Genomic DNA, 26,354 nt, shown 5'->3' on the forward strand with positions numbered 1-26,354 from the left:
GCAGCTTTCCGCCGCAGCGGCGGAAAGCTGCGCCTCGGCCTCGGCCCGGCGCGCCGCGATCTGCTCCAGCCGGGTCTGGCGGAAGGCGCCGGCCGCCTCGCCCGCCGCGCCGGCCCGCGCCGCGGTGCCACGCAGGCGGCGCTCGATGGCGGCGATCTCCGCCTCCAGCACCCGCACCCCCGCCCCGAGCTCCGTCAGCCGGCCATCGTCGATCCGCTCGTTCTGGATCTGGCCGAAGCGCGCCCCCCGCTCCAGCAGGCTGCCCGGCAGCCGCGGCTCGGCCTGCAGGATACCCTCGACGGGCGCGCGCAGGGCGAAGGGCGCGGCGCTGAGCACGGCCCGGGTGCTGGAGAAGGTGAAGAAGCGGTCCCACAGGAAGAGCAGGGCAGTGCCCAGGATCAGCGCGCCGAGGCCTATCCGCAGAAGGCGCCCGACATTCCAGGAGGTGGCCGCGCGCGATCCGCTCTGGGCCGGAGCGGCCCCGGAACCCGTGAAGGCCGCGCCCTGCGCCTCACCCTCCTGGAAGCTGACACTGTGAGACATAGCAGATCACTTCGTTGTGACCACCGCTTTGTCTCACGGGTACGTGATGGAGTAAAGAAATACTGAATAAACACAGGCTTGGCGTTTTCCCGGCATTTCTGGCGCCGGGAGCAGGCCGGCCGGGCGATACCCCGGCCGGCCTTGCCGTCAGGCTGCCTCCAGCCAGTCGTCCACGCGCTCGGCATTGGTCTCGATGTAGGAGGCCACCGCCTGGTCGTAGGACTTCTCCTGCGCCACCAGCATGGCGCTCTCCAGCTCGTCGAGCGGCATGTTGAGGCGGGAGAGGAAGCCGGCCACCTTCGGGTTGGCCTCGCGCAGGCCCTGGCGGCCCAGCGCCAGCACCTCCTCGGCGGCGCCCAGCGCGCCCTTCGGGTCGGCCAGGTAGCGCAGGTCGTACTTGCCGAACATCCAGTGCGGGCTCCAGGCGGTGGCCACCACCCAGCGCTCGCTGCGCATGGCGCGGTCCACCACGCTGAGCATGGCCGCCTCGCTGGCCTCCTGCAGGGTGTAGTCCTTCAGCCCGTAGGTGCCGACGGCCTCCTTGGAGAGGCGGGTCAGGCCGGCGCCGGGCTCGATGCCCTGGATGCGGCCGCGGAACTTCTCCTGCACCCCCGGCTTGGCCAGGTCGGCGATCGAGGCGACCTCCGCCTCCGGCACGTAGGACGGCACCACCCAGCCCAGCTTGGCGCCGCTGTAGAGCGTGCCGAGGCGCTCGACCTTGCCTTCCACGCGCTTCCAGTAGTCGGCATGGGTCTGCGGCAGCCAGCACATCAGCATGGCGTCCACGTCGCCGCGGGTCAGGCCCTGGTAGAGCGGCGCCACGTCGGTCTGGATCAGCTCGACCTTGGTCTCCAGCCGGTCCTCGATCAGCTTGGCGGCGAGGCGGGTGATGAACTCGGCATCGGCCCAGGGGGCGAAGCCGAGCTTGATGCTGCCGGCCGGCTGCGCCCGCAGCAGGCCCGGAGACGCCAGGGGAGCGGCGAGGAGGCCGGCGGAGAGGCCGAGGAAGGTGCGCTTGTTGAGAAGCATGCGTGTCTCCTGTTGTTGGGGCGTGGCCGCAGGCCCGCCCGGGAACTTGCAGAAGGAAAAGAAGGGGGCCCGGGGGAATTCCTTCCCCCGGCTACGGCTTGTCACCCGCGCCCCGCGAAAAGCTGGCGGAACCGGAAGCCGTGTCCGGCCTGCCCGAAGCTCTGCGTGATCCGGTCGAGCAGCACGGCCAGGACGACGACGGCGAGCCCGCCCTCGAAGCCGGTGCCGACATCGAGCCGCTGGATGCCGGTGAGCACGGTGTTGCCGAGCCCCCCCGCGCCGATCATCGAGGCGATGACCACCATGGAGAGGGAGAGCATGATGGTCTGGTTGATGCCGGCCATGATCGAGGGCAGGGCGTTCGGGATCTGCACCTTCAGCAGCAGCTGCGCGGGGGTGCAGCCGAAGGCGAGCCCGGCCTCGATGAACTCGGCATGCACCTGGCGGATGCCGAGGTTGGTCAGCCGCACCACCGGCGGCATGGCGAAGATGACGGTGGCGATGGTGCCCGGCACGGCGCCGAGGCCGAAGAACATGGCGGCCGGGATCAGGTAGACGAAGGCCGGCATGGTCTGCATCAGGTCGAGCGCCGGGCGCGCCACCATCTGCACCGCATTGCTGCGCGCCATGGCGATGCCGAGCGGCACGCCGAGCGCGATGGCGATGAGCGTGGCGGCGAGGACGAGGGAGAGCGTCTCCATCATCCGCTCCCACAGCCCCATGCCGCCGATCAGCAGCAGGGCCGCGATGGCGAAGAGGGCGAACTTCCAGCCCACCCGCCACAGCGCCAGCAGCGCGATGGCGATGACGGCCACCGGCAGCGGCAGGCCGGTCAACCCGTCGCGGATGCCGTCGGTGACGAAGCCGATGCCGGCGGCGATGCCGTCCAGCGCCGGCGTGAAATGGTCGAGCACATAGTTGACGACGGCATCGGCGCCGTCACCGATGCCAAGGTCGAGATCCTGCATGGGGTGCGGTCCTCAGTTGCCGGAGCGGTCGAGCGACATCAGCAGGGCGGACTTGCTGATCGAGCCGACATAGCGGCGCTCGGCATCCACCACCGGCACGGGGTGCGGGCTCTGCGCCACGCGGCCCATCACGTCGGAGAGGGTGTCGGCGGCGTCGATCGGCTGCACATCGGCCAGGAAGGCGCGGTGGTAGGGGTCTGCCTCGCCGCTGCGCGCGGCGCGGGAGAGCGATTCGGCGCTGACCATGCCGTGGTACTTCTTGTCCCGCCCGACGACGATGGCGAAGTCCCGGTCGTGCCGGCGCATCCGCTCCAGCGCGGCGGGGATGGCCATGCCGCGGCGCTCGATCAGCGTCACCTGCGTCTCGCGGGCGATGTCGCCGGCGCGGAACACCTGGCTGACATCGACGTTGCGGAAGAAGGAGCGGACATAGTCGTTGGCCGGCTTCGTCACGATCTCGTCCGGCGTGCCCACCTGCACCACCACGCCGTGCTGCATGATGGCGATGCGGTCGCCGATGCGCATGGCCTCGTCGAGGTCGTGGCTGACGAAGATGATGGTGCGGCTCTGCTCGGATTGCAGGCGCAGCAGCTCGTCCTGCATCTCGGTACGGATCAGCGGGTCGAGGGCGGAGAAGGCCTCGTCCATCAGCAGCACGGTGGGCTCGCTCGCCAGGGCGCGGGCGAGGCCGACGCGCTGCTTCATGCCGCCCGAGAGCTGGTCCGGCCGGCTCTGCGCATAGGCGTCGAGGCCCACGCCGCGCAACGCGGCCATCGCCTTGGCATGGCGCTCAGCCTCGGCCACGCCGGCCACTTCCAGGCCGAAGGCGGCGTTGTCCAGCACGGTGCGGTTGGGCAGCAGGGCGAAGGACTGGAACACCATGCTCATGTCGCGCCGGCGCAGCTCGATCAGCTCGCGCTTCGACATGCGGGTGATGTCCTGGCCCTCGACCAGGATCGCGCCGGCGGAGGGCTCGATCAGCCGGTTGATCAGCCGCAGCAGGGTGGACTTGCCGGAGCCCGAGAGGCCCATGATGACGAAGATCTCGCCGGCATGGATGTCGAAGCTGGCATCGTTGACGCCGACCGTGCAGCCGGTCTCGGCGTGGATCTCATCCTTCGTGCGGCCCTCGCGGACCATCCGGATGGCGTCGTCCGGCTGGTCGCCGAACACCTTGAAGACGTTGCGAAGCGCGATCTTCACCGGCGGCGGGGCGTCGTCGCCCGGCCGGGTGGGGGTTTCTGTTTCCATGCGTCCTCGTGGTCTGCCGTCCGCCGGGCGGTCGGCATCACCTCCATGGGGTGGGTCGGAAGGCGGGGCCTGAACGGACCGGCAGCCCGAACAGGCCGAAAGGGGTCCAAGGCCATCCGGCCCGCCCCAAAAAAGACACATTGCTGTGCCGCCGCCTCATAGGTTGCAGAGGCTTTAAACGAGCCGGCTGAAATTGTCCAGCCCAAAGGCAAAATCATCCTGCCCGCGGTCTTCCCCTGGAACAATCAAGAGACCGGGAGCCACGAGAATATGCCGGCAGGAGGCACGGATATTTCATGAGAAAATAAAACAACGCGCTTTCTATTGCTCCCTTCGATGCGAGCCCGGACTCATATTGTATTCACCATGCCCATCGGTATGGTTCAAAGAACCGAAAACATCCCGGCAAGTAGCCTGCAAGCTGCGGCGGGAGCGAGAGAGGGTTTGACTCCCGGCCCCGCCGCCGCCTACCAAACCGGCGATGGTCCTTCCGTCCGCGGAAGGTGAAAAGGGAATGCGGTGACGGGCGGCAGCGCCCCAGGCCGCGGCTGCCCCCGCAACTGTAGGCGGAGAGCGGATCGCCACCATGCCACTGGCGCCACGCGGCGCCGGGAAGGCCGGCGCTCCGTGCCTGATCCGCGAGCCAGGAGACCTGCCATCGCCATCGGATCGTGCCACCGGGCGGGGTGCCCCGGCGGGCGGCGATGTGCCCGGGCATCCACCCCCGGGCGCCTCGACCCGGCGCCGGAGACGGCACGGGCGGTCGGCACCTCATGCGCGCCAGGCACCCCCGGGTGCCACCTGTTCAGGGCTGAGGTCACGGATGCCGGATACCCCCCTTCCCGCCAAGCCGGTGCTGCTGGTCTGCACCACCTGCCGCGCCGGGCGCACGCTAGAGGAAGGCGAGACGCCCCCCGGCCGCCACCTGCTCGCGGCGCTGGAACAGGCGCTGGCCGCCCACCCGGCGCCGCCGGTGGAACTGCGCCCCGTCACCTGCCTCTCCGTCTGCCAGCAGGGCTGCGCCGCCGCGATGACGCAGCCGGGCAAGTGGAGCTATCTGCTCGGCCGCCTCTCCCCCGCCCTGGCCGCCGACCTGCTGGCCTATGGCGAGACCTATGCGGCGCACGCCACCGGCGCCGTGCTGCCCTCCCGCCGCCCGGATTCGCTGCGCAGCGTGGTGCTGGGCCGCCTCCCCTCGCTGACCGAGACCCCAAAGGAGAACGCCGCATGAGCGCGCTGGAAAAAGTGCCCGCCACCATCGTCACCGGCTTCCTCGGCGCGGGAAAGACCACGCTGCTGCGCCACCTGATGCAGCACGCCGATGGGCGCCGCATCGCCATCATCGTCAACGAGTTCGGCAGCCTCGGCGTCGATGGCGAGACGCTGAAGGATTGCGGCATCCCCGGCTGCGAGGCGGAGAACATCGTCGAGCTCGCCAATGGCTGCCTCTGCTGCACCGTGGCGGACGATTTCATCCCCACCATCGAGGCGCTGCTCGGCCGCGCCAACCCGCCCGAGCACATCCTGATCGAGACCTCCGGCCTCGCTTTGCCCAAGCCGCTGATCAAGGCGTTCAACTGGCCTGCCATCCGCTCCCGCGTCACGGTCGATGGCGTGGTGACGGTGGTGGACGGCCCCGCCGCCGCCGAGGGCCGCTTCGCCGACGACCCGGAGGCCGTCGCCGCCCAGCGTGCCGCCGACCCCTCGCTCGACCACGACAACCCGCTCGCGGAAGTATTCGAGGACCAGCTCGCGAGCGCCGACATCGTCGTGCTCAACAAGGCCGACCTGCTGGACGAGGCGGCGCTGGCGCGGCTGCGCGCCGAGATCGCGCCGCACCTGCCGCGCGCGGTGAAGATGGTGCCCGCCCGCGAGGGCGCGCTCCCGCCCGACATTCTGCTCGGCCTCAACGCCGCCGCCGAGGACGACCTCGCCGCCCGCCCCTCGCACCACGACGCGGAGGATGGCGCGCATGAGCACGACGATTTCGAGAGTTTTGTTCTTGTCCTGCCGGAATACGACTCGGCCGACGAACTTCTGCACCGCCTTCCAGAGATCGCTGCGCGGCACGACATCCTGCGCATCAAGGGCTTCGTGCGGCTGAAGGGCAAGCCGATGCGGCTGGCGGTGCAGGGTGTCGGCCGCCGCTTCCGTCACCATTTCGACCAGGCCTGGAAGGATGACCGCGACGGGCATCTCGTTGTCATCGGGCAGGCGGGGATGGATCAGGAGGCCATCGCCAAGGCCATCCTGAAGTAAGAATCTTCTTTTTCTGAAGAAAAAGAAGCAAAAAGACTTTTCGAGTTTGGCGCGCCGCCAACTGACAAAAGTTTTTTGGTTCTTTTTTCCAAAAAAGAACGGAACTGATGCACCTCCTGGTCCGCGAGACACGCAGCCTGGACGAGACGGAGCAGGCCGAGGATCTCGGCCACGCCCCGGCCGACCTCGTGCTGCTCTCCTTCAGCGACAGCGACCTCGGCGCCGCCGCCATGGGCTGGTCGATGCTGGCGGAGCCGCGGCCCTCGCTGCGGCTGGCCAATCTCGGGCGGCTGCGCCATCCGCTCTCGGTGGATCTCTACGCGGAGGAGACGCTAGCGCGTTCGCGGGCCGTCGTCATCCGCCTGCTGGGCGGGCTGGAATACTGGCGCTACGGCGCCGAGGAAGTCGCCGCCCTCTGCCGGCGCGAGGGCATCCCCCTCGCCCTCCTCCCCGGCTGCGGGCGGGACGACGCGAAGCTCGCCGCCCTCTCCACCATGCCACCCGCCCTCCATGCGCGGCTGGATGCGCTGCTGCTGGCCGGCGGGCCGGAGAACCTGGCCGCCGCGCTGCGCCTCGCTGGCCATGCCGCGGGCCTCGGCGCGGATGACGGCGCCGCCCCGCTTCCCCTGCCGCCGGCCGGCGAGCACCCGCTCGGCCTGGAGGAGAACGACCCCCAGGCCGTCATCGTCTTCTACCGCTCGCATCTCGTCTCGGGCGACATCGCGCCGATGCTGGCGCTCGCCGCCGCCTTGCGGGAACGTGGCCTGCGCGTGCGCGGCCTCTACGCCGCCAGCCTGAAAGAGCCCGCCTCCGCCGCGCTGGTGCAGGAGCGCCTGGCGGCATGGCGCCCCGCCGTGGTGCTGAACGCCACCGCCTTCTCCGCCCGGCAGGATGGCGCCTCGCCGCTGGAAGCCGCCGGCGCGCCCGTGCTGCAACTCATCCTCTCCGGCGCCGCGCGCGAGCTCTGGGCCGCATCGTCGCGCGGCCTGTCGCAGAGCGACCTCGCCATGCAGGTGGTGCTGCCGGAGCTGGATGGCCGCCTGCTCACCGCCGCCATCGGCTTCAAGGCGGAGGCCCCGCCTTTGCCGGGACTGGAGCAGTCCCGCACCCTGCTGGCGCCGGACGCGGCGGGCATCGCCCTCGCCGCCGAGCGCGCCCTGGGCTGGGCGCGCCTCGCCGCCACGCCGCGCGCGGCGCGCCGCGTGGCGGTGCTGCTCTCGGACTATCCGGCGGTGGGCGGGCAGGCGGGGCACGCGGTGGGGCTCGATTCCTTTGCCAGCCTCGCCGCTTTGCTCGAGGATCTTTCCGCCTCCGGCTACACGCTGGGCGAGGAACGGCCCGATGCCGAAGCCCTGGCGCGGGCGCTGACGCGCGGCGAGGCCGCCCCGCTCGTCACCCTGGCCGAGTATCGCGCCGCCCTCGCCACCCTGCCCGCCGAACTGGCGGAACAGATTACCGCCGCCTGGGGCGACCCGGCGGAGGACCCCGCCTGCCGGGAGGGCGCCTTCCGCTTCCGCCATCTCCGCCTCGGCAACCTCCTGCTGGCGGTGCAGCCGGATCGTGGCGGCGCGCTGGACCGTTCCGCCGCCTATCACGACCCGGACACGCCGCCGCGCCACGCCTATGCCGCCTTCTACCTCGCGCTGCGGGGCCGGGCGGAGGCGCTGGTGCATCTCGGCACCCATGGCACGCTGGAATGGCTGCCGGGCAAGGCCGTGGCGCTCTCCGAGGCTTGCGCCCCTGCCGCGCTGCTGGGCGGGCTGCCTGTGGTCTATCCCTTCATCGCCAACAATCCGGGCGAGGCCGCCGTGGCGCGCCGCCGCCTCGGCGCCGTGACGATCGGCCACCTGACGCCGCCGCTGAAATCCGCCACCCAGCACGGCGCCGCCGCCGAGCTCGAGCGGCTGATCGACGAATACGCCGCCGCCGACGGGCTGGACCGCCGCCGCACCGCCCTGCTCCGCCGCGCCATCCTGGAGCGCGCCGAGGCGGCCGGTCTGCTGGAGGAAGGCCACATCCCGCGCGACATCCCGGAGGAGGAGGCGCTCTCCCGCCTCGACGCCTGGCTGTGCGACGTGAAGGAACTCCAGATCCGCGACGGGCTGCACGTCTTCGGCCGCGCCCCCGCGCCGGAGCGCCGCGCCCTGCTGCTGGAGGCGCTCTCCCGCGCCACGCCGGGCTTCGACGCCGCCCGGCTCGATGCCTCCCCCCCCGCCGAGCGGCAGGCGCTGCTCGACGCGCTCGATGGCCGCTTCATCCCCCCCGGCCCCGCCGGCGCCCCCACCCGCGGCCGCGCCGACGTGCTGCCAACGGGGAGAAATCTCTACAGCATCGACCCGCGCGGCGTGCCCACCCGCTCCGCCCTGGCCCTGGCCGAGAAGGCCGCCGAGGAGCTGCTGCGCCGCCACCGCCAGGAGCAGGGAGACTGGCCCCGCCACCTGATGCTCGATCTCTGGGGCAGCGCCACGCTGCGCACCGGCGGCGAAGACCTGGCGCTGGCCCTGCTGCTGCTCGGCGCCCGCCCGGTGTGGGATGACACCTCGGCCCGCGTCACCGGCATCGAGATCACGCCGCTGGCGGTGCTGGACCGGCCGCGCGTCGATGTCACGCTGCGCATCTCCGGCGTGTTCCGCGATGCCTTCCCAGGCCAGATCGCGCTGTTCGACGCGGCGGTGCGCGCCATCGCGGCGCGCGACGAGGCGCCGGAGTGGAACCCCCTCGCCGCCGCCGCGCGCGGGCTGGAAGGGGCTGCGCTGCGGCAGGCCACGGCGCGCATCTTCGGCGCCGCCCCCGGCCAGTACGGCACGGGGGTGGAGGAGGTGCTGGCCAAGGGTGCCTGGGAGAGTCGCGAGGATCTCGGCCGCGCCTGGATCGCCGGCGCCGCCGCCGCCTATGGCGAGGGGCTGGACGGCACCGCCGCGCCCGAGGCCCTGCAGGCCCGGATCGCGCTCGCCGACGCCTTCCTGCACAGCCAGGACCATGCCGAGACGGACCTGCTGGACAGCCCGGAGGTGGCCTCCCATGCCGGGGGCTTCGCCGCCGCCGCCGCGCTGCTCGGCGCCACCCCCGCCCTCTACCACGCCGACACCTCCCGCCCCGGCGCCCCCCGCCTGCGCGGCCTGCCCGAGGAAGTGGCCCGCGTGCTGCGCGGCCGCGCCGCCAACCCGGAATGGATCGGCGGCATGATGCGCCACGGCCACCAGGGCGCCGCGCACATCGCCCGCGCCATCGAGGCGCTGCACGGCTTCGCCGCCACCCTGCCCCACCGCTTCGACCGGCAGTTCGACCTGCTGCACGCGGCCACGCTGGGCGACGACGCCGTGGCCGCCTTCATGGCCGAGCACAACCCGGAGGCGCTGGCGGCGCTGCAAGCGCGCTTCCACGAGGCGCGGGAGCGGGGGCTGTGGCATTCCCGGCGCAACGATGTCTGACCCCGCCCCGCCCTCCGTGAAGGGCTGGTGCCCGCACCTCTTCGCGCCGATGGAGACAGGGGACGGGCTGCTGCTGCGGGTCAAGCCCTTCCGCAGCCGGCTCTCGGCGGCGCAGGCGCGGCGGCTGGCCGCCCTCGCCCCCGGCGCGGTGGAGCTGACCAACCGCGGCAATTTGCAGCTGCGCGGCGTCGCCCCCACCCGGGCCGATGCCATGGCCCGCGCCGTGGTGGAAGCCGGCCTCGCCGACCCCGATGCGGGGCGGGAGGCGCGGCGCAACCTCATCGGCCCGCCGCTGATGGGGGACGATCCAGCCCTTTCCCCGGGCCTGGCCGAATGGCACGCGGCGCTCTCCGCCCTGCTCGCGGAGGCCGGGTCCCTCCCGGGAAAGTTCGGCGCGGCGCTGGATGGCGGCGGCGCGCTGCCGCTGTCCGGGTTGGCGGCCGATCTGCTGCTGCGCCTCGCGCCCACGGGCGAGGCGGCGCTGCACCTGCCCGGCGGCCTGCGCCTCGCCGGCGCCACCCCCGAGGCCCTGGCCCGGCTGGTGGAGAATTTCCGCGCCACCGGCGCAAGGCGGATGCGCGCGGCGTTGGCCGGGCACGGCGCCGCCGCGCTGCTGGCGGGCACCGGCCTCTCCCCCCTCCCCGCCCTGCCGGAGCCCCTGGCCCCGGAACCGGTGGGCTTCCACCCCTATCCCGGCACCGGTCGCGGCGCCTTCGGCCTCGCCCCGGAATTCGGCGTGCTGGACGGGGCGGGCCTCGCCGCCCTGGCGGATCTGGCAGAAGAATTCGGCGACGGCACGCTGCGCCTCACCCCCTGGCGCGCGCTGCTGCTGGCGGGCGTCCGCCGCCCTGCCGCGCTGGCGCGGGCCGCCGCCGGCTGGATCACGGACCCGGCCGATCCGCGCCGCCGCGTGGTGGCCTGCCCCGGCGCGGCGGGCTGTGCCAGCGGCCAAGCCGACACCCGCGCCGATGCCCGCGCCCTGCTGGCGCGCGGGGCGGTGCCGGCGAAGGGCTTGCTGCATCTCTCGGGCTGCGCCAAAGGCTGCGCGCATCCCGTGCCGGCGGCGGCGGTGCTGGTGGCGGCGCCCGATGGCTATGCCCTGCTGCGCCAGGCCCGCGCCGGGGATCCACCGCTCCGCACGGGCCTCACCCTGCAGGAGGCTGCGGCCGAACTGGAACGAGCCGGACTGGAACAGGAATGAGCGGCTACGACTACATCCGCGACGGCGCGGCGATCTACGAGAAATCCTTCGCCACCATCCGGGCGGAGGCGGACCTCGCCGGCTTCACCGCCGCCGAGGCGCGGGTGGCGGTGCGCGTCATCCATGCCTGCGGGCTGGTGGAGGTGGCGCGGCACATCCGCTTCGCCCCCGGCTTCACCGCCGCCGCCGAGGCCGCGCTGCGCGCCGGGGCGCCGGTGCTGTGCGACGCCAAGATGGTGGCGCAGGGCATCACCCGCCCGCGCCTGCCCGCCGCCAACGAGATCCTCTGCCTGCTGGACGACCCGCGCGTGCCGGAGCATGCCCGCGCCATCGGCAACACCCGCTCCGCCGCCGCGCTGGATTTCTGGGGGGAGACGCTGCGCGGCGCGGTGGTGGCCATCGGCAACGCGCCCACCGCGCTGTTCCACCTGCTGGAGCTGCTCGACGCGGGCGCGCCGCCGCCCGCCGCCATCATCGGCCTGCCGGTGGGCTTCGTCGGCGCCGCCGAGTCGAAGGCGGCGCTGGCGGCGTGGAACCGCGTGCCCTGGATGATCGTGGAAGGCCGGCAGGGCGGCAGCGCCATGGCGGTCGCCGCCGTCAACGCGCTGGCGACGGAGCGGGAATGACACCCCTCCCCTCCGGCACGCTGCACATCCTGGGCGTCGGCCCCGGCGACCCGGAGCTGGTGACGCTGCGCGCCGCGCGCATCCTGGCCCGCGCCCCGGCCTATGCCTTCTTCGCCAGGCGGGGCCGGCCGGGGCACGCCTTCACCATCGCCACGCCGCACCTGAACCGGGCCGCCGCGGCGCTGCGCTTCGAATACCCCTACACCACCGAGATCTCCGTGGAGGATGGCCGCTACGCCGCGGGCATGGCCGCCTTCTACGAGGACTGCGCCGCCACGCTGGCCGGGCGCCTCGGCGCGGGCGAGGATGTGGCGCTGCTCTGCGAGGGCGACCCCTTCCTCTACGGCTCGGCCATGTACCTGTTCGACCGGCTGCGGCCGCGCTTCCCGGTGGAGGTGACGCCGGGCATCACCGCCATGTCCGGCTGCTGGTCCCGCGCCCTGGCGCCGATGGTGCATGGCGACGACATCCTCTCGGTTCTCCCCGCCACCATGCCGGCGGAGGAACTGGCGGCGGCGCTGAGGCGGTGCGACGCGGCGGTGGTGATGAAGCTCGGCCGCAACCTGCCCAAGCTGCGCGCGGTGCTGGACAGGCTGGGCCTGACGGCGCGCGCCCTCTATGCCGAGCGCGGCACCATGCCGGGCGAGGTGATCCTGCCGCTCGCCGAGCGGGATGACAGCCCGGCGCCCTATTTCTCGCTGGTGCTGGTCCCAGGGCGGCAGGGGGCCCGATGACAAGAAAAGCAACGTTCTTTTTTGAAAAAAAGAACCAAAAAACTTCTGTTCGTTTGGCGTCCCGCTTCGACGGGGGACCGTGCCCTACTGACAAAAGTCTTTTTGCTTCTTTTTCTTCGGAAAAAGAAGGCGCTTCATGTCCTGGCTGAAGATCATCGGCCTCGGCCCCGGCGCGGATTCCCTCCGCACGCCCGAAGCCAGCGCGGCCCTGGCCGAGGCCACCGACATCATCGGCTACGGCCCCTATGTCGCCCGTGTGCCGCACGCCCCCGGCCAGCGCCGCCACGAGACGGACAACCGGCAGGAGCTGGAGCGCGCCCACCATGCCCTCGCTTTGGCGGCGGAGGGGGCGCGGGTGGCGGTCGTCTCCTCGGGCGATGCGGGGGTGTTCGCCATGGCCAGCGCCGTGTTCGAGGCGCTGGAGGGCGGCCCCGCGGCCTGGCGCGCGCTGGATGTCGCGGTACTGCCCGGCCTCTCGGCCATGTTCGCCGCCGCCGCCCGGCTCGGCGCGCCGTTGGGGCATGATTTCTGCGCCCTCTCCCTCTCCGACAACCTCAAGCCCTGGCCGCTGGTCGAGCAGCGGCTGCGGGCGGCGGCGGGGGCGGGCTTCGTCATCGCGCTCTACAACCCCATCTCGCGCGCGCGTCCCTGGCAGCTGGGCCGCGCCTTCGCGATGCTGCGGGAGATGCTGCCGGGAGACGTGCCCGTGGCCTTCGCCACCGCCGTCAGCCGGCCGGAGGAGGCGATCGCCATCCAGCCGCTCGCGGAAGCCGACCCGGCGCGGGCCGACATGCGGACCCTGGTGATGATCGGCACGGCGCAGAGCCGGCTGGTCCCGCGCGGCGCGGGGCAACGCCCCTGGCTCTACGCCCCCCGCTCGGCGCGCAGCCCGTGAAGCCAGGCCAGCGCCGCCTCCGCATCCGGCACGGCGCGCAGCCCCGCGGGCGCGGGCGGGCGGGCCAGCAGCAGCACCGGCAGCCCGGCCTCGCGCGCCGCCCGCAGCTTGGCCTCGGTGGCCGTGCCGCCCGAATTCTTGCTCACCAGCACGTCGATGCGGTGGGCGCGCAGCAGGGCGCGCTCCCCCTCCAGCGTGAAGGGGCCGGTGGCGGCGATGACGGTGGCGCGCGGCGGCAGGCTCTCCGGCGCGGGCGGATCGACGCTGCGGATCAGGTAGTCGTGCTGGGGCGCGGCGCGGAAGGGGGCCAGCTCCTTCTGCCCCACCGTCAGCCAGACGCGGCGCGGCGCTTCCCCCAGCGCGGCGGCGATGGCGGGCATGTCGGGGAATTCCCGCCAGTCGTCGCCGGGCGTGGGGCTCCAGGCGGGGCGCTCCACCCGCAGCAGCGCCACCCCGGCCAGGGCGGCGGCCGCGGCGGCATGGCGCGTCATCTGCGCGGCGAAGGGGTGGGTGGCATCGACCAGCGCCGCGATGCCTTCGGCGCGCAGGTAGGCCACCAGCCCGGCCACGCCGCCGAAGCCGCCCACCCGCGCCGGCAGCGGCTGCGGCAGCGGCGCCCGCGTGGTGCCGGCGAGCGAGAGGGTGGCGCGGAAGCGCGCATCCCCGGCGAGCGCCCGCGCCAGCGCCCGTGCCTCGGTCGTCCCTCCCAGCAGCAGAACCCGCATCGCACCCCGTCATGAGCAGCACACCGTGGCTCTCCATCATCGGGCTGGGCGAGGATGGCGTCGAGGGCCTCTCCCCCGCCGCGCGCGCCCTGCTGGAGGGGGCGGAGGCGGTGTTCGGCGGCGCGCGGCACCTGGCGCTGGCGGCGGGGCATCTGAGCGGCTCCGCCCATCCCTGGCCCAGCCCGATGCTGGCCGGGCTGCCCGCCCTGCTGGCCCGGCGCGGCCGGCCCACCGCCGTGCTGGCCTCAGGCGACCCGTTCTGCTTCGGCATCGGCGCCACGCTGGCGCGGCATGTGGGGCCCAGGGAGTTCCTGTGCCTGCCGGCGCCCTCGGCCTTCGCCCTCGCCTGCGCGCGGCTGGGCTGGGCGATGCAGGATTGCGCCACGATCTCCTTCTGCGGCCGCCCGCTGGAGCGGCTGCTGCCGCTGCTGCAGCCGGGCGCGCGGCTGCTGGCCCTCTCGGCCGATGCCGCCACCCCCGCGCAGGTCGCCGCGCTGCTCTGCCGCCACGGCTTCGGGCCGACGCGGATGGTGGTGCTGGAGGCGCTGGGCGGCCCGCGCGAGCGCCGCCATGAGACCAAGGCGGAAGCCTTCGCCCATGCGCCGGACCCGCTGAACATGCTGGCGCTGGAGGTGGTGGCGGGCCCCGCCGCGCGGGTTCTGCCCTTGGCGCCCGGCCTGCCGGAAGCGTTCTTCGAGCAGGACGGGCAGATCACCAAGCGCGAGGTGCGCGCGGTGACGTTGGCCATGCTGGCGCCGCGCCAGGGGGAACTGCTGTGGGACATCGGCTGCGGCAGCGGCTCGGTGGCGATCGAATGGCTGCTGCGCCACCCGGCCAACCGCGCCATCGGGCTGGAGCCGCGCCCGGAGCGGGCGGCGGGCGCGGCGCGCAACGCGCTGGCGCTGGGCGTGCCCGGGCTGCGCCTGGTGCGCGCCGCCGCGCCGGAGGGCCTCGCCGGCCTGCCGGCGCCGGATGCCCGGTTCGTGGGCGGCGGCGGCGGGCAGCCCGGCGTGCTGGAGGCGGCCTGGCAGGCGCTGCGCCCCGGCGGCCGGCTGGTGGCGAATGCCGTGACCATCGAGACCGAGGCCGTGCTCTACGCCGCCCATGCCCGCTGGGGCGGCACGCTGGCGCGCCTCGGCGTGGAGCGCCTGGACCGGGTGGGCACGATGCACGGCTTCCGCCCGGCGATGACCGTGATGCAATATGTGGCGGAAAAATCGGTGGCGGGGTCCGGGGAGACCCTGTCTCCCCGGCGGAGGGGTCCAGGGGAGGCGGCGCCTCCCCTGGATGCTCCCCCGAATGTCCCCTTGGCCGTGGCCGGCCTCGGCGCCCGCCCCAATGTGTCCGCCACCGCCGTGGTGGCCCTGGTGCGCGAGGCCGAGCAGCGTTCCAGCCTGCGGGTAGGCGCCCTGGCCGCCCCCTGGTTCCGCCGCGAGGTGGCGGCGCTGGCCGAGGCGGCGGCCACGCTTGGCGTGCCGCTGCACTGGGTCGAGGAGGAAGCGCTGGGCGCCGTGCAGCCGCGATGCCCCACCCCATCCGAGACGGCGCGCCGCGCCACCGGCTACGCCGCCATCGCCGAGGGCTGCGCGCTGGCGCTGGGTGGCCGCCTGGCGCTGCCGCGCATCACGGGGGAGGGCGTGACCTGCGCCCTCTCGCTGGAGGAATAAGGCCATGACCGTGCATTTCATCGGCGCCGGACCGGGCGCCGCGGACCTCATCACGCTGCGCGGGCGGGATCTGCTGGCGGCCTGCCCGGTCTGCCTCTATGCCGGCTCCATCGTGCCGCCGGCGTTGCTGGCGCATTGCCCGCCCGGCGCCCGGCTGGTGGACACCGCCCCGCTCGACCTCGACGCCATCGAGGCCGAATACCTCCGCGCCCATGCGGCGGGGCAGGATGTGGCGCGGCTGCATTCAGGCGATCTCTCCGTGTGGTCGGCCATGGCGGAGCAGGTGCGGCGGCTGGAGCGCCACGGCATCCCCTACACCGTGACGCCGGGCGTCCCCGCCTTCGCCGCCGCCGCCGCCGCCCTCGGGCGGGAGCTGACGGTGCCGGAGCTGGCGCAGAGCGTGGTGCTCACGCGCATCTCCGGCCGCGCCTCCGCCATGCCGCCGCGCGAGACGCTGGAGGCCTTCGGCGCCACCGGCGCCACGCTGGCGCTGCACCTGGCCATCCACGCGCTGGGGCGGATTGTCGAGACCCTCACCCCGCTCTACGGCGCCGACTGCCCCGTGGCGGTGGTGGTGCGCGCCTCCTGGCCGGATGAGCGGGTGGTGCGCGGCACCCTGGCCGATATCGCGGCGAAGATGGAGCAGGCACCCGCCGAGCGGACGGCGCTGATCCTGGTCGGGCCCGCCCTGGCGCCGGAGGGCTTCCGCGAGAGCGCGCTCTACAGCACGGATTATCAGCGCCGCTTTCGCGGGCGGGATGATTGAAGAAAGGGAAGGGTTCTTTTTTGGAAAAAAGAACCAAAAAACTTTTGCCAGTTTGGCGTGGCGCCAAACGCGAAATGTCTTTTGCTTCTAATCTTCGCCGCTCTCCGCCAGCAGCGCCCCATCCCGCCCGAACAGCGCGACATCGACGCGGATGGGCGCCCCTTCCACCACGCGCTGCGCCACCCGGCGGGCTTCCTCCGCCACGGCGCGCGGCAGGCCGATGCCCTCGGCGCCAGCCAGGGTGAAGGCCTCCAGCGCCGTGTTGGCCGTGGCGATGCGCGCGGCCAGCGCCCCCCCCGCCCCCGCGGCGCGGGCCAGTTCCGCCAGCGCCGGCAGGTCCACCGCGCCGCGCCGCGAATGCAGGTCCAGCCGCCCCTGCGCCAGCTTGGTGAGCTTGGCCAAGCCCCCCGCGATGGTGACGCGCGGGATCGGGTGCGCCCGCAGGTATTTCAGCATGCCGCCGACGAAGTCGCCCATGTCGATCAGCGCCTGCTCGGGCAGGGTGTGGTGGCGGCGGATGGCGTCCTCGCTGGTGCTGCCGGTGGCGCCCGCCACATGCGTCAGCCCCGCCGCCCGCGCCACGTCGATGCCGCGATGGATGGAATGGATCCAGGCCGCGCAGGAATAGGGCACGACGATGCCCGTGGTGCCCAGCACCGACAGCCCGCCCAGGATGCCGAGGCGCGGGTTCATCGTCCGCTCCGCCAGCGCCGCGCCGCCGGGGATGGAGATCTCCACCCGCGCATCCGCCTCGCCGCCCGCCACCTCGGCGAGCACGGCGCGGATCATGGCGCGCGGCATCGGGTTGATGGCGGGCTCGCCCGGCGGCAGCGGCAGGCCGGGCAGCGTGACCGTGCCAACCCCCTCGCCGGCGGCGAACACCACGCCGGAGCCGGGCGGCAGGGCGCGCACCGTGGCGCGGATCAGCGCGCCATGCGTCACGTCCGGGTCGTCGCCGGCATCCTTCACCACGGCGGCCATCGCGCCGCCATCGGGCAGCAAGGCGTGTTCGGCCAGGGCGAAGGCGGGGCGCTCGCCACGTGGCAGGGTGATGGTCACCGGGTCGGGGAAGGCGCCGGTCCGCAGCGCGGCGAAGGCGGCCTTGGCCGCCGCCGTGGCGCAGGCGCCGGTGGTCCAGCCACGGCGCAGCGGGGGGTTCTGCTCGTGCACGGGGCAAGCTGTATCGCCCCGCGCCGCGCCTGTCATGCGGCGCCTACCGCCCGAGGCTGAGCGCCGAGAGCGCGGCGCATTCGGCCAGCACCGCGCAGGCGCCGAGGATGTCGCCCGTGTGGCCACCCACCTGCCGCCGCGCCAGCCAGGCCACGCCCAGCCCGGCCAGGGCGGCGGCGCGGCGGGCGCGGCGCAGCAGGTCCGGCGCCCAGGGCACGCCGCTGAGGCCGGAGAGGCGCCCCGCCAGCAACCCGGCCTGGTTGTAGCCGCGCGAGAGCAGCCGGCGCCGGTGCAGCGGCACCGGCAGCAGCAGCTCGGCCTCGGCCAACAAGGCGCGGCCGGCGCGTGCCATCTGCCGCGCCAGCGGCAGGGCCAGCTCGGTGCGCCCGGCATATTTGAAGGGCAGCAGCAGGCGCTTCGCCCCGGCATTGTAGAGATAGGCGGCGCGGGCCCTCCGGTAGGGCGGTGGCTCGGCCGCGCAGCGCGGGCAAAGCAGGCCGCCGCCCAGCGCCGGCTCCCCCTGCCCCGCATGCAGGAAGGGAATGCCGCAGCACTCGCAGAGCGGCGGGCCGATCAGCCGGATGTCATGGAAGCAGTCGCCGCAGAGCGTGCCTTCGGCGAGCACCGGGGTGGCGCAGGCCAGGCAGCGGGGCGGCAGCAGCATGTCCAGCACCGCGTGCCCCAGGTGGCGCATGCCGTGCCGCAGACGGTCCAGGCCGGAAACATTGCTCACGATTTCGTGAAATTAGCGGAACGCGCCCCGGCTCCGCAAGGACGCTTGCGCACCGGCCGGCGGCGGCGCATCTCCCTGGCATGGCGGATGCGATGCAGGTTTTCGACCGGACCCTTGTGCGGCGGCGGCGCGACCGCGCGGCATCCCGCATGGCCGGGGTGGCGCCCGTGCTGGAGGCCGCCGCCGAGCGGCTGCTGGACCGGCTGGACGACACCACCCGCCGGTTCGGCCACGCGCTGGAGATCGGCGGGCGCGGCGCGGTGGCGCCGGCGTTGCGGGCGCGCGGTGTGGGCCATGTGGTCTCGATGGACCTCTCGGCGCGCATGGCCGGCGGTGCCGGCGGCCTGCCCCTGGCAGCCGACGAGGAATGGCTGCCCTTCGCCCCGGGCAGCTTCGACCTGGTGGTGGCCAATCTCTCGCTGCACTGGGTGAACGACCTGCCGGGCGCCCTGCTGCAGATCCGCCGCGCCATGGCGCCGGATGGGCTGTTCCTGGCCAGCCTGCCCGCCCTCGGTACCCTGCAGCCGCTGCGCGAGGCGCTGGCGGCGGCCGAGACGGCGCTGCGCGACGGGCTCAGCCCGCGCATCTCCCCCTTCCCCGAGCTGCGGGACGGCGCCGCGCTGCTGCAACGCGCCGGCTTCGCCCTGCCGGTGGCCGACCGCGAGACGCTGCCGCTGCGCTACCGCACGCCGCTCGCCCTGCTGCACGATTTGCGTGCCGCGGGCGAAGGCAACGCCGTGCTGGCGCGCGACCCGCGCATCCCGCCGCGCGCCCTGTTCCCGATGGCGCTGGCCGCGCTGCGGCCGGATGCCGAGGGCACGCTGCCGATGCCGCTGGAGATGCTGGTGCTGACCGGCTGGGCGCCGGGGCCGGACCAGCCGAAGCCGGCGCCGCGCGGCAGCGCCAATGCCCGGCTGGCCGACGCGCTGGGCACGGTGGAGCAGCCCGCCGGCGAGCGCCCCCCGCCGCGCCACTAGCGCCCCCGCTTCCCTGCCACGGTGGCACCCCTGCCCTGCGCGGCAGCCGCTTGCAACCAAAGGGCGTCTTGCGCATCTTGCGCGACATGGAACAATCCGGTGCCGAGGCGCGGCGCATCATCCTGCACGCGCCCGAAGATTTCGAAGGGATGCGCCGCGCGGGGCAGCTGGCCGCCGCGACGCTGGACATGATCACCGAGCATGTCCGCCCGGGGGTCACCACGGGCGCGCTGGACGCGCTCATCCTGGCGTTCATCGAGGAGAACGGCGGGACCTCGGCCACCATCGGCTACCGGGGCTACCAGCACGCCTCCTGCATCTCCATCAACCACGTCGTCTGCCACGGCATCCCGGGCACGAAGACGCTGGCCGATGGCGACATCCTGAACATCGACGTCACCGTCATCCTCGATGGCTGGTACGGCGACACCAGCCGCATGTATGCCGCCGGCCAGCCCAGCACCAAGGCGCGGCTGCTGATGGACGTGACGCATGAGAGCCTGCTGCGCGGCATCGCCGCGGTGAAGCCGGGCGCCCGTCTCGGCGACATCGGCCACGCCATCCAGAGCTATGTCGAGGGCCACCGCTTCAGCGTGGTGCGGGATTTCTGCGGGCACGGCATCGGCCGCCACTTCCACGCCGCGCCGAACGTCCTGCATTTCGGCCGCCCCGGCGAAGGGCCGCTGCTGAAGCCGGGCATGTTCTTCACCATCGAGCCGATGGTGAATGCCGGCCGCCACGACGTGAAGGTGCTGGACGATGGCTGGACCGCCGTGACGCGCGACCGTAGCCTTTCCGCCCAGTTCGAGCACATGGTGGGCGTGACCGAGACAGGGTGCGAGGTGTTCACCTTCTCCCCCGCCGGGCTGCACAAGCCCCCCTACCAGGCCTGAGTTCCCTGCCACCGCCGGCCCGGCGGTGGCATCCGGGCGCTGGACAAGCGCACCCTGCCCGGTTCAACCTCCGGTCGAGAACGGAGGTCCCATGCGCAAGACGCGCGGGCTGGGCGAGGCCGGCCCCGCCCTTCCCCTGCCGCCGGCCCTGCCGGCCTCCCTGACCTCCGCGCCCCGCCCGCTGGCGATGAGCGCGGAAGGCCATCGTGCCCGGATGCGGGCCAAGCTGCTGGCGCACGGCCCCGATGCGCTGCTCGACCACGAGCTGGTCGAGATGCTGCTGTTCCTCGCCCTGCCGCGACGCGACACCAAGCCGATCGCCCGTGCCCTGCTCTCCCGCTTCGGCAGCCTCGGTGCCGCGCTGAGCGCGCCGGTCGCCGAGCTGCGGCAGGTGGAGGGGCTGGGCGAGGCCGGCATGGCCGCGCTGAAGACCGCCCAGGCCGCCGCCCTGCGCCTGCTGCGCGCCGAGCTGCGGGACCAGCCGGTGCTGGACAACTGGGAGCGGCTGCTCGGCTACCTCAACGCCGCCCTGGCGCGGGAGCGGGTCGAGCAGTCCCGCGTGCTGTTTCTCGACAGCCGCAACCGCCTGCTGGCCGACGAGGCCCAGGCACGCGGCACGGTGAACCACACCCCCGTCTATCCGCGCGAGGTGATGCGGCGCGCCCTGGAGCTGCACGCCACGGCGCTGATCGTGGTGCACAACCACCCGAGCGGCGACCCCACCCCCAGCGAGGCCGACCGCGCCATGACCGCCGAGCTGCAGCGTGCCGCCGCCGCGCTCGGCCTCGCCCTGCACGACCATCTGGTGATCGGCAATGGCCGGCACTTCTCCTTCCGGCAGGCGGGGCTGCTCTGACAGGGCGGCACCGCCACCCTGCCGGGGCCCCCGCCTGCCTCAGCGCGCCACCGGCGGCGGCACCCCGGCGGCAGCCAGGGCCTCGGCCTGCCGCGCGGCCAGCGCCTGCTCGCTGTAGTCGGCGATCAGCTCGTTGAAGAGGCGGTGCCAGTTCAGCCGCGCCCCCAGCCGCAGGAAGGCGCTGCCCAGCCCGACCGCGCCGCGGTCCACCAGCACGAACTCCCGCGGCGGCTTCACGCCGCCGGTGCGCTTGAGGCCGGCATGCACCTCGGCCGCCACCTTGCGGCCGAAATCCGGGTCGTCCACCTCCTGGATCGGCCGCACCCGGTCGTCCAGCAGCGGCTCGTGCAGGAACTTCGCCCAGAGGCCGAGCACCGCCATCTTCTCGCGCGAGAGGTCGGTGAAGCCCCAGATGCGGTAGGCCTCCGCCGCCTTGTCGTCATCGCCGTCGCGGATCGCCTCGTAGAGCATGATCACGCCGGTGAGGAAGGTGGGCGGGAAGACGCGGATGGCGCCGAAATCGAGCAGGTTGATGCCCGCCTCGCTCTCCGCCGTGGGCTGGCGCACCTGGTAGTTACCCAGGTGCGGATCCCCGTGGATCACGCCATAGCGGTAGAAGGGCACGTACCAAGCGCGGAACAGGGCGCGGGCATAGGCGTCCCGCTCCTCCTGCGGAGGGTCCTCGGCCAGGCGGTCGAGGATCGGGCGGCCCTCCAGCCAGGTCATGGTGAGCAGCCGGCGGGTGCTGTACGCCTCCACCGGCACCGGGGTGCGGATGGTGGGCTCGTCGGCCAGCATGCGGTTGTAGAGCCGCATCTGCGCCGCCTCGCGGGCATAGTCCAGCTCCTCGCGCAGCCGGTCGCACAGCTCGATATAGACATCGTCGTGCTGGATGGCGTCGTCCATCCGGGCGAACAGGCCCATGGCGATCTTCAGCTGCCGGAGGTCGGCCTCCACGACGCTGGCCATGTCGGGGTATTGCAGCTTGCAGGCCACCACCCGCCCATCCGGCAGGGTGGCGCGGTGCACCTGGCCGAGGCTTGCCGCGGCCGAGGCCTCCTGGCCGAAGCTGGCGAAGCGCGACTGCCAGGCCGGCCCCAGCTCGGAGGACATGCGGCGGCGGACGAAGGCCCAGCCCATCGGCGGCGCATTGGCCTGCAGCGCGGCCAGCTCCTTGGCGTATTCGGGCGGCAGGGCGTTGGGCACGGTGGTGAGGAACTGCGCCACCTTCATCAGCGGCCCCTTCAGCCCGCCGAGCAGGGCCTTGAGGTCGTTGGCGTGCACCGTCTTGTCGGTCTTGATGCCGAGATAGCGCTCCCCGGCCACGCGGGCGGCGATGCCGCCCACCGCGCCCGAGGTACGCGCCATGCGGCGGATCTCGCCGAAGAGGGTGCTGCCCTCGCGGTCCTCAGCCATCCGTGTGCTCCAGTTCGTCGCGCATGCAGGCGCGCCTCGGTCGGTCATTGCCCATCGGTGCGCTCCAGCTCGTCGATGAAGCCGGAGATGACGTTCAGCCCCATGTGCCAGAAGGCAGGGTCCGAGGCGTCGAGGCCGAAGGGGGCCAGCAGCTCCTTGTGCCGCAGCGTGCCGCCGGCGCGCAGCAACTCCAGGTACTTCTCCTGGAAGCCGGGCACGCCGCCGTTCTGGAACACGCCGTAGAGCGCGTTCACCAGGCAGTCGCCGAAGGCGTAGGCATAGACGTAGAACGGCGTGTGCACGAAGTGCGGGATGTAGGACCAGTAGATCTCGTAGTCCGGCGTGAACTCGAAGGCCGGGCCAAGGCTCTCGGTCTGCACCTGCATCCACAGCGCGCCGATCTCCTCGCGGGAGAGCTCGCCCTTGCGGCGGGCGTCGTGCAGCAGCGTCTCGAAGCGGTAGAAGGCGATCTGCCGCACCACCGTGTTCAGCATGTCCTCCACCTTGCCGGCCAGCATGGCGCGGCGCCGCTTCGGGTCGGTCTCGGCATCCAGCAGGGCGCGGAAGGTCAGCATCTCGCCGAACACCGAGGCGGTCTCGGCCAGCGTCAGCGGCGTGCCGGACATCAGGTAGCCCTGCTCCGCCGCCAGGATCTGGTGCACGCCATGGCCCAGCTCATGCGCCAGCGTCATCACGTCGCGCGACTTGCCGTGGTAGTTCAGCAGCAGATAGGGGTGCGCGCTCGGCACGGTGGGGTGGGCGAAGGCGCCGGAGGCCTTGCCGGGGCGCAGCGCGGCGTCGATCCAGGGCTTGTCGAAGAAGCGGGCGCCGATGCGGCCCAGCTCCGGGCTGAAGCCGGAATAGGCCTTCAGCACCCGCTCCCGCGCCGCCTCCCACGGGATCTCGCTGTCATCCTCGTCCGGCAGGGGCGCGTTGCGGTCCCAGTGCTGCAGCTTCGGCAGGCCCAGCCACTTCGCCTTCATCGCGTAGTAGCGGTGCGACAGGCTGGGGAAGCTGGCGACGACGGCGCTGACCAGCGCGTCCACCACCTCGTCCTCAACCATGTTGGCGCGGTTGCGGCTGCTGCCGGGGCGCGGATACTGCCGCCAGCCGTCGATGATCTCCTTGTCCTTGGCCAGGGTGTTGGTGATCAGCGTGAACAGCCGCGCCTTCTCGCCGAAGGCGGCGGAGACGCCCTTCGCCGCCGCCTCGCGCACCTTGCGGTCGCCGTCGGAGAGCTTGTTGAGGGCGCCGGAGACGTTCAGCGTCTCCTCCCCCACCTTCACCTCCATGGCGGCGATGGTCTCGTCGAACAGGCGGTTCCAGGCGGCGCGGCCGGTCACCTCCTTCTCGTGCAGCAGGCGCTCCACCTCGTCGGAGAGCTGGTGCGGGCGGAACACGCGAAGGTCGCGCAGGAAGGGGCGGTAGCGGGCGAGCGCCTTCGAGCCGGAGAGCTTCTTCTCCAGCGCCGCCTCCTCCAGCTTGTTCAGCTCCAGCGTGAAGAACAGGGTGTGGCTGGAGATCGCCGTCACCCGCTCCTGCATGGTCTGGTAGAAGCGGCCATTGGCCGCGTCCTGCGCATCGCCGGCGAAGGTGAGCGAGGCGAAGGACATGACCCGCCCCAGCACCTCCTCGATCCGCTCATAGGTGGCGATGGCCTCGGCCAGCCTGTCGCCGGAGAGGGTGGCGAGCTTGCCGGAATGCGCCTCGGCGAAGGCGCGGGCCTCGCCGTCGGCGCGGGCGAGGTCGGATTCCAGGGCCGGGTCGGCGGGGCCGGCGTAGAGATCGGCCAGGTCCCAGGCGGGGAGCGCCCCGGAGCCATCATTCCCACCATTGCCCCCCTGTGGACGGCCGGCGGTGTCGCGATGCGGAGGGCGGAGGTTGGAAAGCTGCACGGGAGGCCTTGCGGTTGTGGGTTCGCTCTTCCCGATATAAGCCCATGGCGGGGCAGGCCAAGCGCCTCCCCCCCATGTATCGGCGCCGGGGAAGCCGGCGCCGGGCCCCGGGCCGGCGGCAAGACCGGCCGGGGTGCCGCCTCCGCCTGGCCGCGTCCGGCCGCCTTCCCCTATTCAGAGCAAGGAAAACGCCCCCCGCCATGCGCGCCGAGGACAATTGGAACAGCCTGCCCGCCCTGATGCTGGGCCTGGCCCGCTCCTGGCCCGACCGGCCGATGCTGCGCTTCTGGCGCGGGGGCGGCTGGCGCAGCCTGAGCTGGGCCGAATTCGCGCTTCAGGTGGCCGATGTGGCGGCGGGGCTGCGGGCGCGCGGCGTCTGCCCTGGCGACCGTGTGATGCTGGTGGCCGAGAACCGGCCGGAATTCCTGGTGGCCGATACCGCCATCATGGCGATCGGCGCAGTCTCGGTGCCGGCCTACACCACCAACACGGTGGCCGACCACGCGCATCTGCTGCGCGATTCCGGCGCCCGCTGCGCCATCGTCTCGACCACCCGGCTGGCCCAGGCGGTGGCCGAGGCGGCCGGCCTCGGCGGGCTGGACCTGCTGATCTCGATGGAGGATGGCGCCGGCACCGTCTCCTGGGCCGAGCTGACGGCGGTGCAGGGCGACCTGGCGATGCTGGTGGCCGAGGTGGAGCACATCCCCGCCGGGCGGCTGGCCTGCCTCATCTACACCTCGGGCACCGGCGGCCCGCCCAAGGGCGTGATGCTGCCGCACCGGGCGATGCTGGCCAAGCGCCAGGGCATCGCCGGCTTCATCCGCCGTCTCGGCCTGCCGCGGGACGCCTGCTACCTCTCCTTCCTGCCGCTCTCCCATGCCTATGAGCATACGGTGAGCTACCTGCTCTGCTCCTTCGCCATGGAGATCGTCTTCAGCCGCGGCGCCGAGCGGCTGGCGGCGGAGCTGACCGACATCCGCCCGCAGGTCGTCACCGCCGTGCCGCGGCTGTTCGAGGTGCTGCGGGCGCGCATCCTGGCGCTGGTGGAGAAGCAGAAACCCTGGCAGCGGCGCCTGTTCGAGCGCGCCCTGCGGCTCGGCCTGCGCCGGCTGGACGGCCCGCCGCTGGGCGCGCTGGAACGGCTGGAGGACGCGGTGCTGGAGCGGCTGGTGCGCCGGCGCATCCAGGCCCGCTTCGGCGGGCGGCTGGCGGCGCTGGTCTCGGGCGGGGCGCGGCTGGACCCGGAGCTGTCCGGCTTCTTCATGGCCATGGGCCTGCCGGTGCTGCAGGGCTACGGCCAGACCGAGGCCGGCCCGGTGATCAGCGTGAACGTGCCGTGGGAGAACAACCGGCACGCGGTGGGCCGCCCGCTGCCGGGGGTGACGCTGCGCATCGCCGAGGATGGCGAGGTGGTCATCCGCGGCCCGCTGGTGATGGATGGCTACTGGAACAACCCGGAGGCCACGGCCCAGGCCCTGCGCACCGAGGGCGGCGAGGTGTGGCTGCACACCGGGGATGTGGGCGAGATGGTCGGCCCGGCGCTGCGCATCACCGACCGCAAGCGGGACTTCATCAAGACGCTGGGCGGCGACATGGTCAGCCCCGCCCGCATCGAGAGCCTGCTGATGGCCGAGCCGGCGATCACCCAGGCGGTGGTGGCCGGCGAGGGCCGGCCCGGCATCGCCGCCCTGCTGGTGCCCGCCGAGGGCACGGCCGAGGCCGCGCTCGCCGAGGCGGTGCGGCGGGTGAACGGCAAATTGTCGGGGGTGGAGCGCATCCGGCACTTCGCCACCGTGGCGCCCTTCACGGTGGAGAATGGCCAGCTCACGCCGACCATGAAAATCAAGCGCCGGGTGGTGCTGAAGGACCACGCGGCGAAGCTCGATCAGCTCTACGGCTGACCCCCATGGCCGGGAAACCCGGCCATGGCCGCTGCCTCAGCCGATGGTTTCCATCACGAGGCGGCGGATCTCGGCCTGCGACAGGCCGGTGGAGGCGCTGCCCTGCACCACCATGGAGGTCTTGTGGGCCTCCGGCATGGTCTGCAGGCGCGGCTCGTTGATATGCGTATTCAAGGTAGTCCTATCCTTCTTGGGCGGCATAGCGAAGGCCGCCGTGGCTTGGTGTCATGTCGTGAAAACCGGCCAAGCCATAGGGCCTGCGGGGTTCCGCAGGCCAGAACGCCGCCAACCTCAAAGGGTTGCAGACCATTCCTGAAGTGCTTGGGCCGGGAAGAAACCGATATGGTCATGGATGACCAGTGAGGCGCTAATGGCCGTGCGGTTTCCGTCAGAGGCCTATCTAGAGATCCGCGCCGCC

The 26,354-nt window shown here is 72.9% G+C and carries 23 protein-coding genes, 1 pseudogene and 1 riboswitch; of the genes and pseudogenes, 14 read left to right on the forward strand and 10 right to left on the reverse strand.

From position 1 onward, the window contains the following. From ACFOY6_RS01250 to proV, 4 genes are all read right to left on the reverse strand, one after another. On the reverse strand, window positions 1–543 hold a 543-nt coding region (locus ACFOY6_RS01250), incomplete at its 3' end, for a hypothetical protein (protein ID WP_379648471.1). A gap of 147 nt (window positions 544–690) precedes the next feature. Next, entirely contained in the window at window positions 691–1,572 is an 882-nt protein-coding gene (locus ACFOY6_RS01255; protein WP_109515563.1) for a glycine betaine ABC transporter substrate-binding protein, read from the reverse strand. Between the two features lie 101 nt (window positions 1,573–1,673). Further along, window positions 1,674–2,540 carry an ABC transporter permease gene (locus ACFOY6_RS01260; RefSeq protein ID WP_379648473.1) on the reverse strand — a complete coding sequence of 289 codons (867 nt, stop codon included), beginning with the start codon at window positions 2,538–2,540 and terminating at the stop codon, window positions 1,674–1,676. 12 nt (window positions 2,541–2,552) lie between these two features. Beyond that, complete coding sequence (gene proV, locus ACFOY6_RS01265) at window positions 2,553–3,791, reverse strand: glycine betaine/L-proline ABC transporter ATP-binding protein ProV (protein WP_379632158.1); 1,239 nt, start codon at window positions 3,789–3,791, stop codon at window positions 2,553–2,555. 465 nt (window positions 3,792–4,256) lie between these two features. Next, window positions 4,257–4,465: riboswitch (cobalamin riboswitch) on the forward strand. Window positions 4,466–4,614: 149 nt separating this feature from the next. Here proV and ACFOY6_RS01270 point away from each other — a divergent pair. The 7 genes from ACFOY6_RS01270 (at window position 4,615) to cobJ (ending at window position 12,937) form a co-directional block, all read left to right on the forward strand. After that, window positions 4,615–5,022, forward strand: coding sequence for a DUF1636 family protein (locus ACFOY6_RS01270; RefSeq protein WP_379648475.1), 408 nt, complete (start codon window positions 4,615–4,617; stop codon window positions 5,020–5,022). Beyond that, entirely contained in the window at window positions 5,019–6,050 is a 1,032-nt protein-coding gene (gene cobW, locus ACFOY6_RS01275; protein ID WP_379632156.1) for a cobalamin biosynthesis protein CobW, read from the forward strand. Before ACFOY6_RS01270 ends, cobW begins: the two co-directional genes overlap by 4 nt. Before the next feature lie 107 nt (window positions 6,051–6,157). Beyond that, entirely contained in the window at window positions 6,158–9,481 is a 3,324-nt protein-coding gene (cobN, locus tag ACFOY6_RS01280; protein ID WP_379648477.1) for a cobaltochelatase subunit CobN, read from the forward strand. Then, window positions 9,474–10,682, forward strand: coding sequence for a precorrin-3B synthase (gene cobG, locus ACFOY6_RS01285; RefSeq protein WP_379648479.1), 1,209 nt, complete (start codon window positions 9,474–9,476; stop codon window positions 10,680–10,682). The genes cobN and cobG overlap by 8 nt, the downstream gene beginning before the upstream one ends. Next, window positions 10,679–11,308: a precorrin-8X methylmutase gene (locus ACFOY6_RS01290; RefSeq protein WP_379648481.1), complete on the forward strand. Its 630-nt coding sequence runs from the start codon at window positions 10,679–10,681 to the stop codon at window positions 11,306–11,308. The genes cobG and ACFOY6_RS01290 overlap by 4 nt, the downstream gene beginning before the upstream one ends. Continuing rightward, a complete protein-coding gene (locus ACFOY6_RS01295) occupies window positions 11,305–12,042 on the forward strand; it encodes a precorrin-2 C(20)-methyltransferase (RefSeq protein ID WP_379648483.1) in 738 nt (245 codons plus the stop codon). The genes ACFOY6_RS01290 and ACFOY6_RS01295 overlap by 4 nt, the downstream gene beginning before the upstream one ends. Window positions 12,043–12,178: 136 nt before the next feature. After that, complete coding sequence (gene cobJ / locus ACFOY6_RS01300; RefSeq protein WP_379648485.1) at window positions 12,179–12,937, forward strand: precorrin-3B C(17)-methyltransferase; 759 nt, start codon at window positions 12,179–12,181, stop codon at window positions 12,935–12,937. Here the strand turns inward: cobJ and ACFOY6_RS01305 are convergent. Continuing rightward, a complete protein-coding gene (locus tag ACFOY6_RS01305; RefSeq protein WP_379648487.1) occupies window positions 12,907–13,662 on the reverse strand; it encodes a cobalt-precorrin-6A reductase in 756 nt (251 codons plus the stop codon). The genes cobJ and ACFOY6_RS01305 overlap by 31 nt on opposite strands. A gap of 11 nt (window positions 13,663–13,673) precedes the next feature. Between ACFOY6_RS01305 and cbiE the strand changes: the two are divergent. The 3 genes and pseudogenes from cbiE to cobM form a co-directional block, all read left to right on the forward strand. Beyond that, window positions 13,674–14,891 (forward strand): annotated as a pseudogene (gene cbiE / locus ACFOY6_RS01310) (precorrin-6y C5,15-methyltransferase (decarboxylating) subunit CbiE); the annotation flags it as partial. Window positions 14,892–14,975: 84 nt separating this feature from the next. After that, complete coding sequence (locus tag ACFOY6_RS01315; protein ID WP_456316925.1) at window positions 14,976–15,329, forward strand: cobalamin biosynthesis protein; 354 nt, start codon at window positions 14,976–14,978, stop codon at window positions 15,327–15,329. A gap of 4 nt (window positions 15,330–15,333) precedes the next feature. Beyond that, window positions 15,334–16,095 (forward strand): precorrin-4 C(11)-methyltransferase, encoded by a 762-nt coding sequence (cobM, locus tag ACFOY6_RS01320; protein ID WP_379632150.1) that lies wholly within the window; start codon window positions 15,334–15,336, stop codon window positions 16,093–16,095. A gap of 87 nt (window positions 16,096–16,182) precedes the next feature. Here cobM and ACFOY6_RS01325 read toward each other — a convergent pair whose 3' ends face one another. Continuing rightward, window positions 16,183–17,301 (reverse strand): cobalt-precorrin-5B (C(1))-methyltransferase, encoded by a 1,119-nt coding sequence (locus ACFOY6_RS01325; protein ID WP_379648489.1) that lies wholly within the window; start codon window positions 17,299–17,301, stop codon window positions 16,183–16,185. A gap of 7 nt (window positions 17,302–17,308) precedes the next feature. Further along, window positions 17,309–17,998 (reverse strand): adenosylcobinamide-GDP ribazoletransferase, encoded by a 690-nt coding sequence (locus ACFOY6_RS01330; RefSeq protein ID WP_379648491.1) that lies wholly within the window; start codon window positions 17,996–17,998, stop codon window positions 17,309–17,311. 80 nt (window positions 17,999–18,078) lie between these two features. Here ACFOY6_RS01330 and ACFOY6_RS01335 point away from each other — a divergent pair, with 80 nt between their 5' ends. The 3 genes from ACFOY6_RS01335 to radC all read left to right on the forward strand — a co-directional run bounded on the left by ACFOY6_RS01335 (window position 18,079) and on the right by radC (window position 20,724). Further along, window positions 18,079–18,975, forward strand: a complete 897-nt coding sequence (locus ACFOY6_RS01335; protein ID WP_379648493.1) for a methyltransferase domain-containing protein — start codon at window positions 18,079–18,081, stop codon at window positions 18,973–18,975. Window positions 18,976–19,061: 86 nt separating this feature from the next. Continuing rightward, complete coding sequence (gene map, locus ACFOY6_RS01340; RefSeq protein WP_109518580.1) at window positions 19,062–19,868, forward strand: type I methionyl aminopeptidase; 807 nt, start codon at window positions 19,062–19,064, stop codon at window positions 19,866–19,868. Window positions 19,869–19,959: 91 nt separating this feature from the next. After that, window positions 19,960–20,724, forward strand: a complete 765-nt coding sequence (radC, locus tag ACFOY6_RS01345) for a RadC family protein (protein ID WP_379636027.1) — start codon at window positions 19,960–19,962, stop codon at window positions 20,722–20,724. Between the two features lie 39 nt (window positions 20,725–20,763). Here the strand turns inward: radC and ACFOY6_RS01350 are convergent, their stop codons facing one another. Continuing rightward, a complete protein-coding gene (locus ACFOY6_RS01350; RefSeq protein WP_379648495.1) occupies window positions 20,764–22,140 on the reverse strand; it encodes an ABC1 kinase family protein in 1,377 nt (458 codons plus the stop codon). A gap of 44 nt (window positions 22,141–22,184) precedes the next feature. Further along, entirely contained in the window at window positions 22,185–24,035 is a 1,851-nt protein-coding gene (locus ACFOY6_RS01355; protein ID WP_379648497.1) for a M3 family oligoendopeptidase, read from the reverse strand. Window positions 24,036–24,235: 200 nt separating this feature from the next. On the opposite strand from ACFOY6_RS01355, the gene ACFOY6_RS01360 reads away from it, so the two are divergent. Then, window positions 24,236–25,936: an AMP-dependent synthetase/ligase gene (locus ACFOY6_RS01360; RefSeq protein ID WP_379648499.1), complete on the forward strand. Its 1,701-nt coding sequence runs from the start codon at window positions 24,236–24,238 to the stop codon at window positions 25,934–25,936. 36 nt (window positions 25,937–25,972) lie between these two features. Here ACFOY6_RS01360 and ACFOY6_RS01365 read toward each other — a convergent pair whose 3' ends face one another. Next, window positions 25,973–26,110, reverse strand: a complete 138-nt coding sequence (locus tag ACFOY6_RS01365) for a hypothetical protein (RefSeq protein WP_181378244.1) — start codon at window positions 26,108–26,110, stop codon at window positions 25,973–25,975. Window positions 26,111–26,354 lie beyond the last annotated feature (244 nt).

Origin of the sequence: Teichococcus aestuarii (genome assembly GCF_042651065.1) — a bacterium.
Taxonomy (GTDB): Bacteria; Pseudomonadota; Alphaproteobacteria; order Acetobacterales; family Acetobacteraceae; genus Pseudoroseomonas; species Pseudoroseomonas aestuarii.

Excerpts from the sequence above, each read along its gene's own strand:
- ACFOY6_RS01255 (WP_109515563.1), bottom strand. The coding sequence starts at position 1,572 with ATGCTTCTCAACAAGCGCACCTTCCTCGGCCTCTCCGCCGGCCTCCTC.
- ACFOY6_RS01260 (WP_379648473.1), bottom strand. The coding sequence starts at position 2,540 with ATGCAGGATCTCGACCTTGGCATCGGTGACGGCGCCGATGCCGTCGTC.
- proV (WP_379632158.1), bottom strand. The coding sequence starts at position 3,791 with ATGGAAACAGAAACCCCCACCCGGCCGGGCGACGACGCCCCGCCGCCG.
- ACFOY6_RS01270 (WP_379648475.1), top strand. The coding sequence starts at position 4,615 with ATGCCGGATACCCCCCTTCCCGCCAAGCCGGTGCTGCTGGTCTGCACC.
- cobW (WP_379632156.1), top strand. The coding sequence starts at position 5,019 with ATGAGCGCGCTGGAAAAAGTGCCCGCCACCATCGTCACCGGCTTCCTC.
- cobN (WP_379648477.1), top strand. The coding sequence starts at position 6,158 with ATGCACCTCCTGGTCCGCGAGACACGCAGCCTGGACGAGACGGAGCAG.
- cobG (WP_379648479.1), top strand. The coding sequence starts at position 9,474 with ATGTCTGACCCCGCCCCGCCCTCCGTGAAGGGCTGGTGCCCGCACCTC.
- ACFOY6_RS01290 (WP_379648481.1), top strand. The coding sequence starts at position 10,679 with ATGAGCGGCTACGACTACATCCGCGACGGCGCGGCGATCTACGAGAAA.
- ACFOY6_RS01295 (WP_379648483.1), top strand. The coding sequence starts at position 11,305 with ATGACACCCCTCCCCTCCGGCACGCTGCACATCCTGGGCGTCGGCCCC.
- cobJ (WP_379648485.1), top strand. The coding sequence starts at position 12,179 with ATGTCCTGGCTGAAGATCATCGGCCTCGGCCCCGGCGCGGATTCCCTC.
- ACFOY6_RS01305 (WP_379648487.1), bottom strand. The coding sequence starts at position 13,662 with ATGCGGGTTCTGCTGCTGGGAGGGACGACCGAGGCACGGGCGCTGGCG.
- cobM (WP_379632150.1), top strand. The coding sequence starts at position 15,334 with ATGACCGTGCATTTCATCGGCGCCGGACCGGGCGCCGCGGACCTCATC.
- ACFOY6_RS01325 (WP_379648489.1), bottom strand. The coding sequence starts at position 17,301 with ATGACAGGCGCGGCGCGGGGCGATACAGCTTGCCCCGTGCACGAGCAG.
- ACFOY6_RS01335 (WP_379648493.1), top strand. The coding sequence starts at position 18,079 with ATGGCGGATGCGATGCAGGTTTTCGACCGGACCCTTGTGCGGCGGCGG.
- map (WP_109518580.1), top strand. The coding sequence starts at position 19,062 with ATGGAACAATCCGGTGCCGAGGCGCGGCGCATCATCCTGCACGCGCCC.
- radC (WP_379636027.1), top strand. The coding sequence starts at position 19,960 with ATGCGCAAGACGCGCGGGCTGGGCGAGGCCGGCCCCGCCCTTCCCCTG.
- ACFOY6_RS01350 (WP_379648495.1), bottom strand. The coding sequence starts at position 22,140 with ATGGCTGAGGACCGCGAGGGCAGCACCCTCTTCGGCGAGATCCGCCGC.
- ACFOY6_RS01360 (WP_379648499.1), top strand. The coding sequence starts at position 24,236 with ATGCGCGCCGAGGACAATTGGAACAGCCTGCCCGCCCTGATGCTGGGC.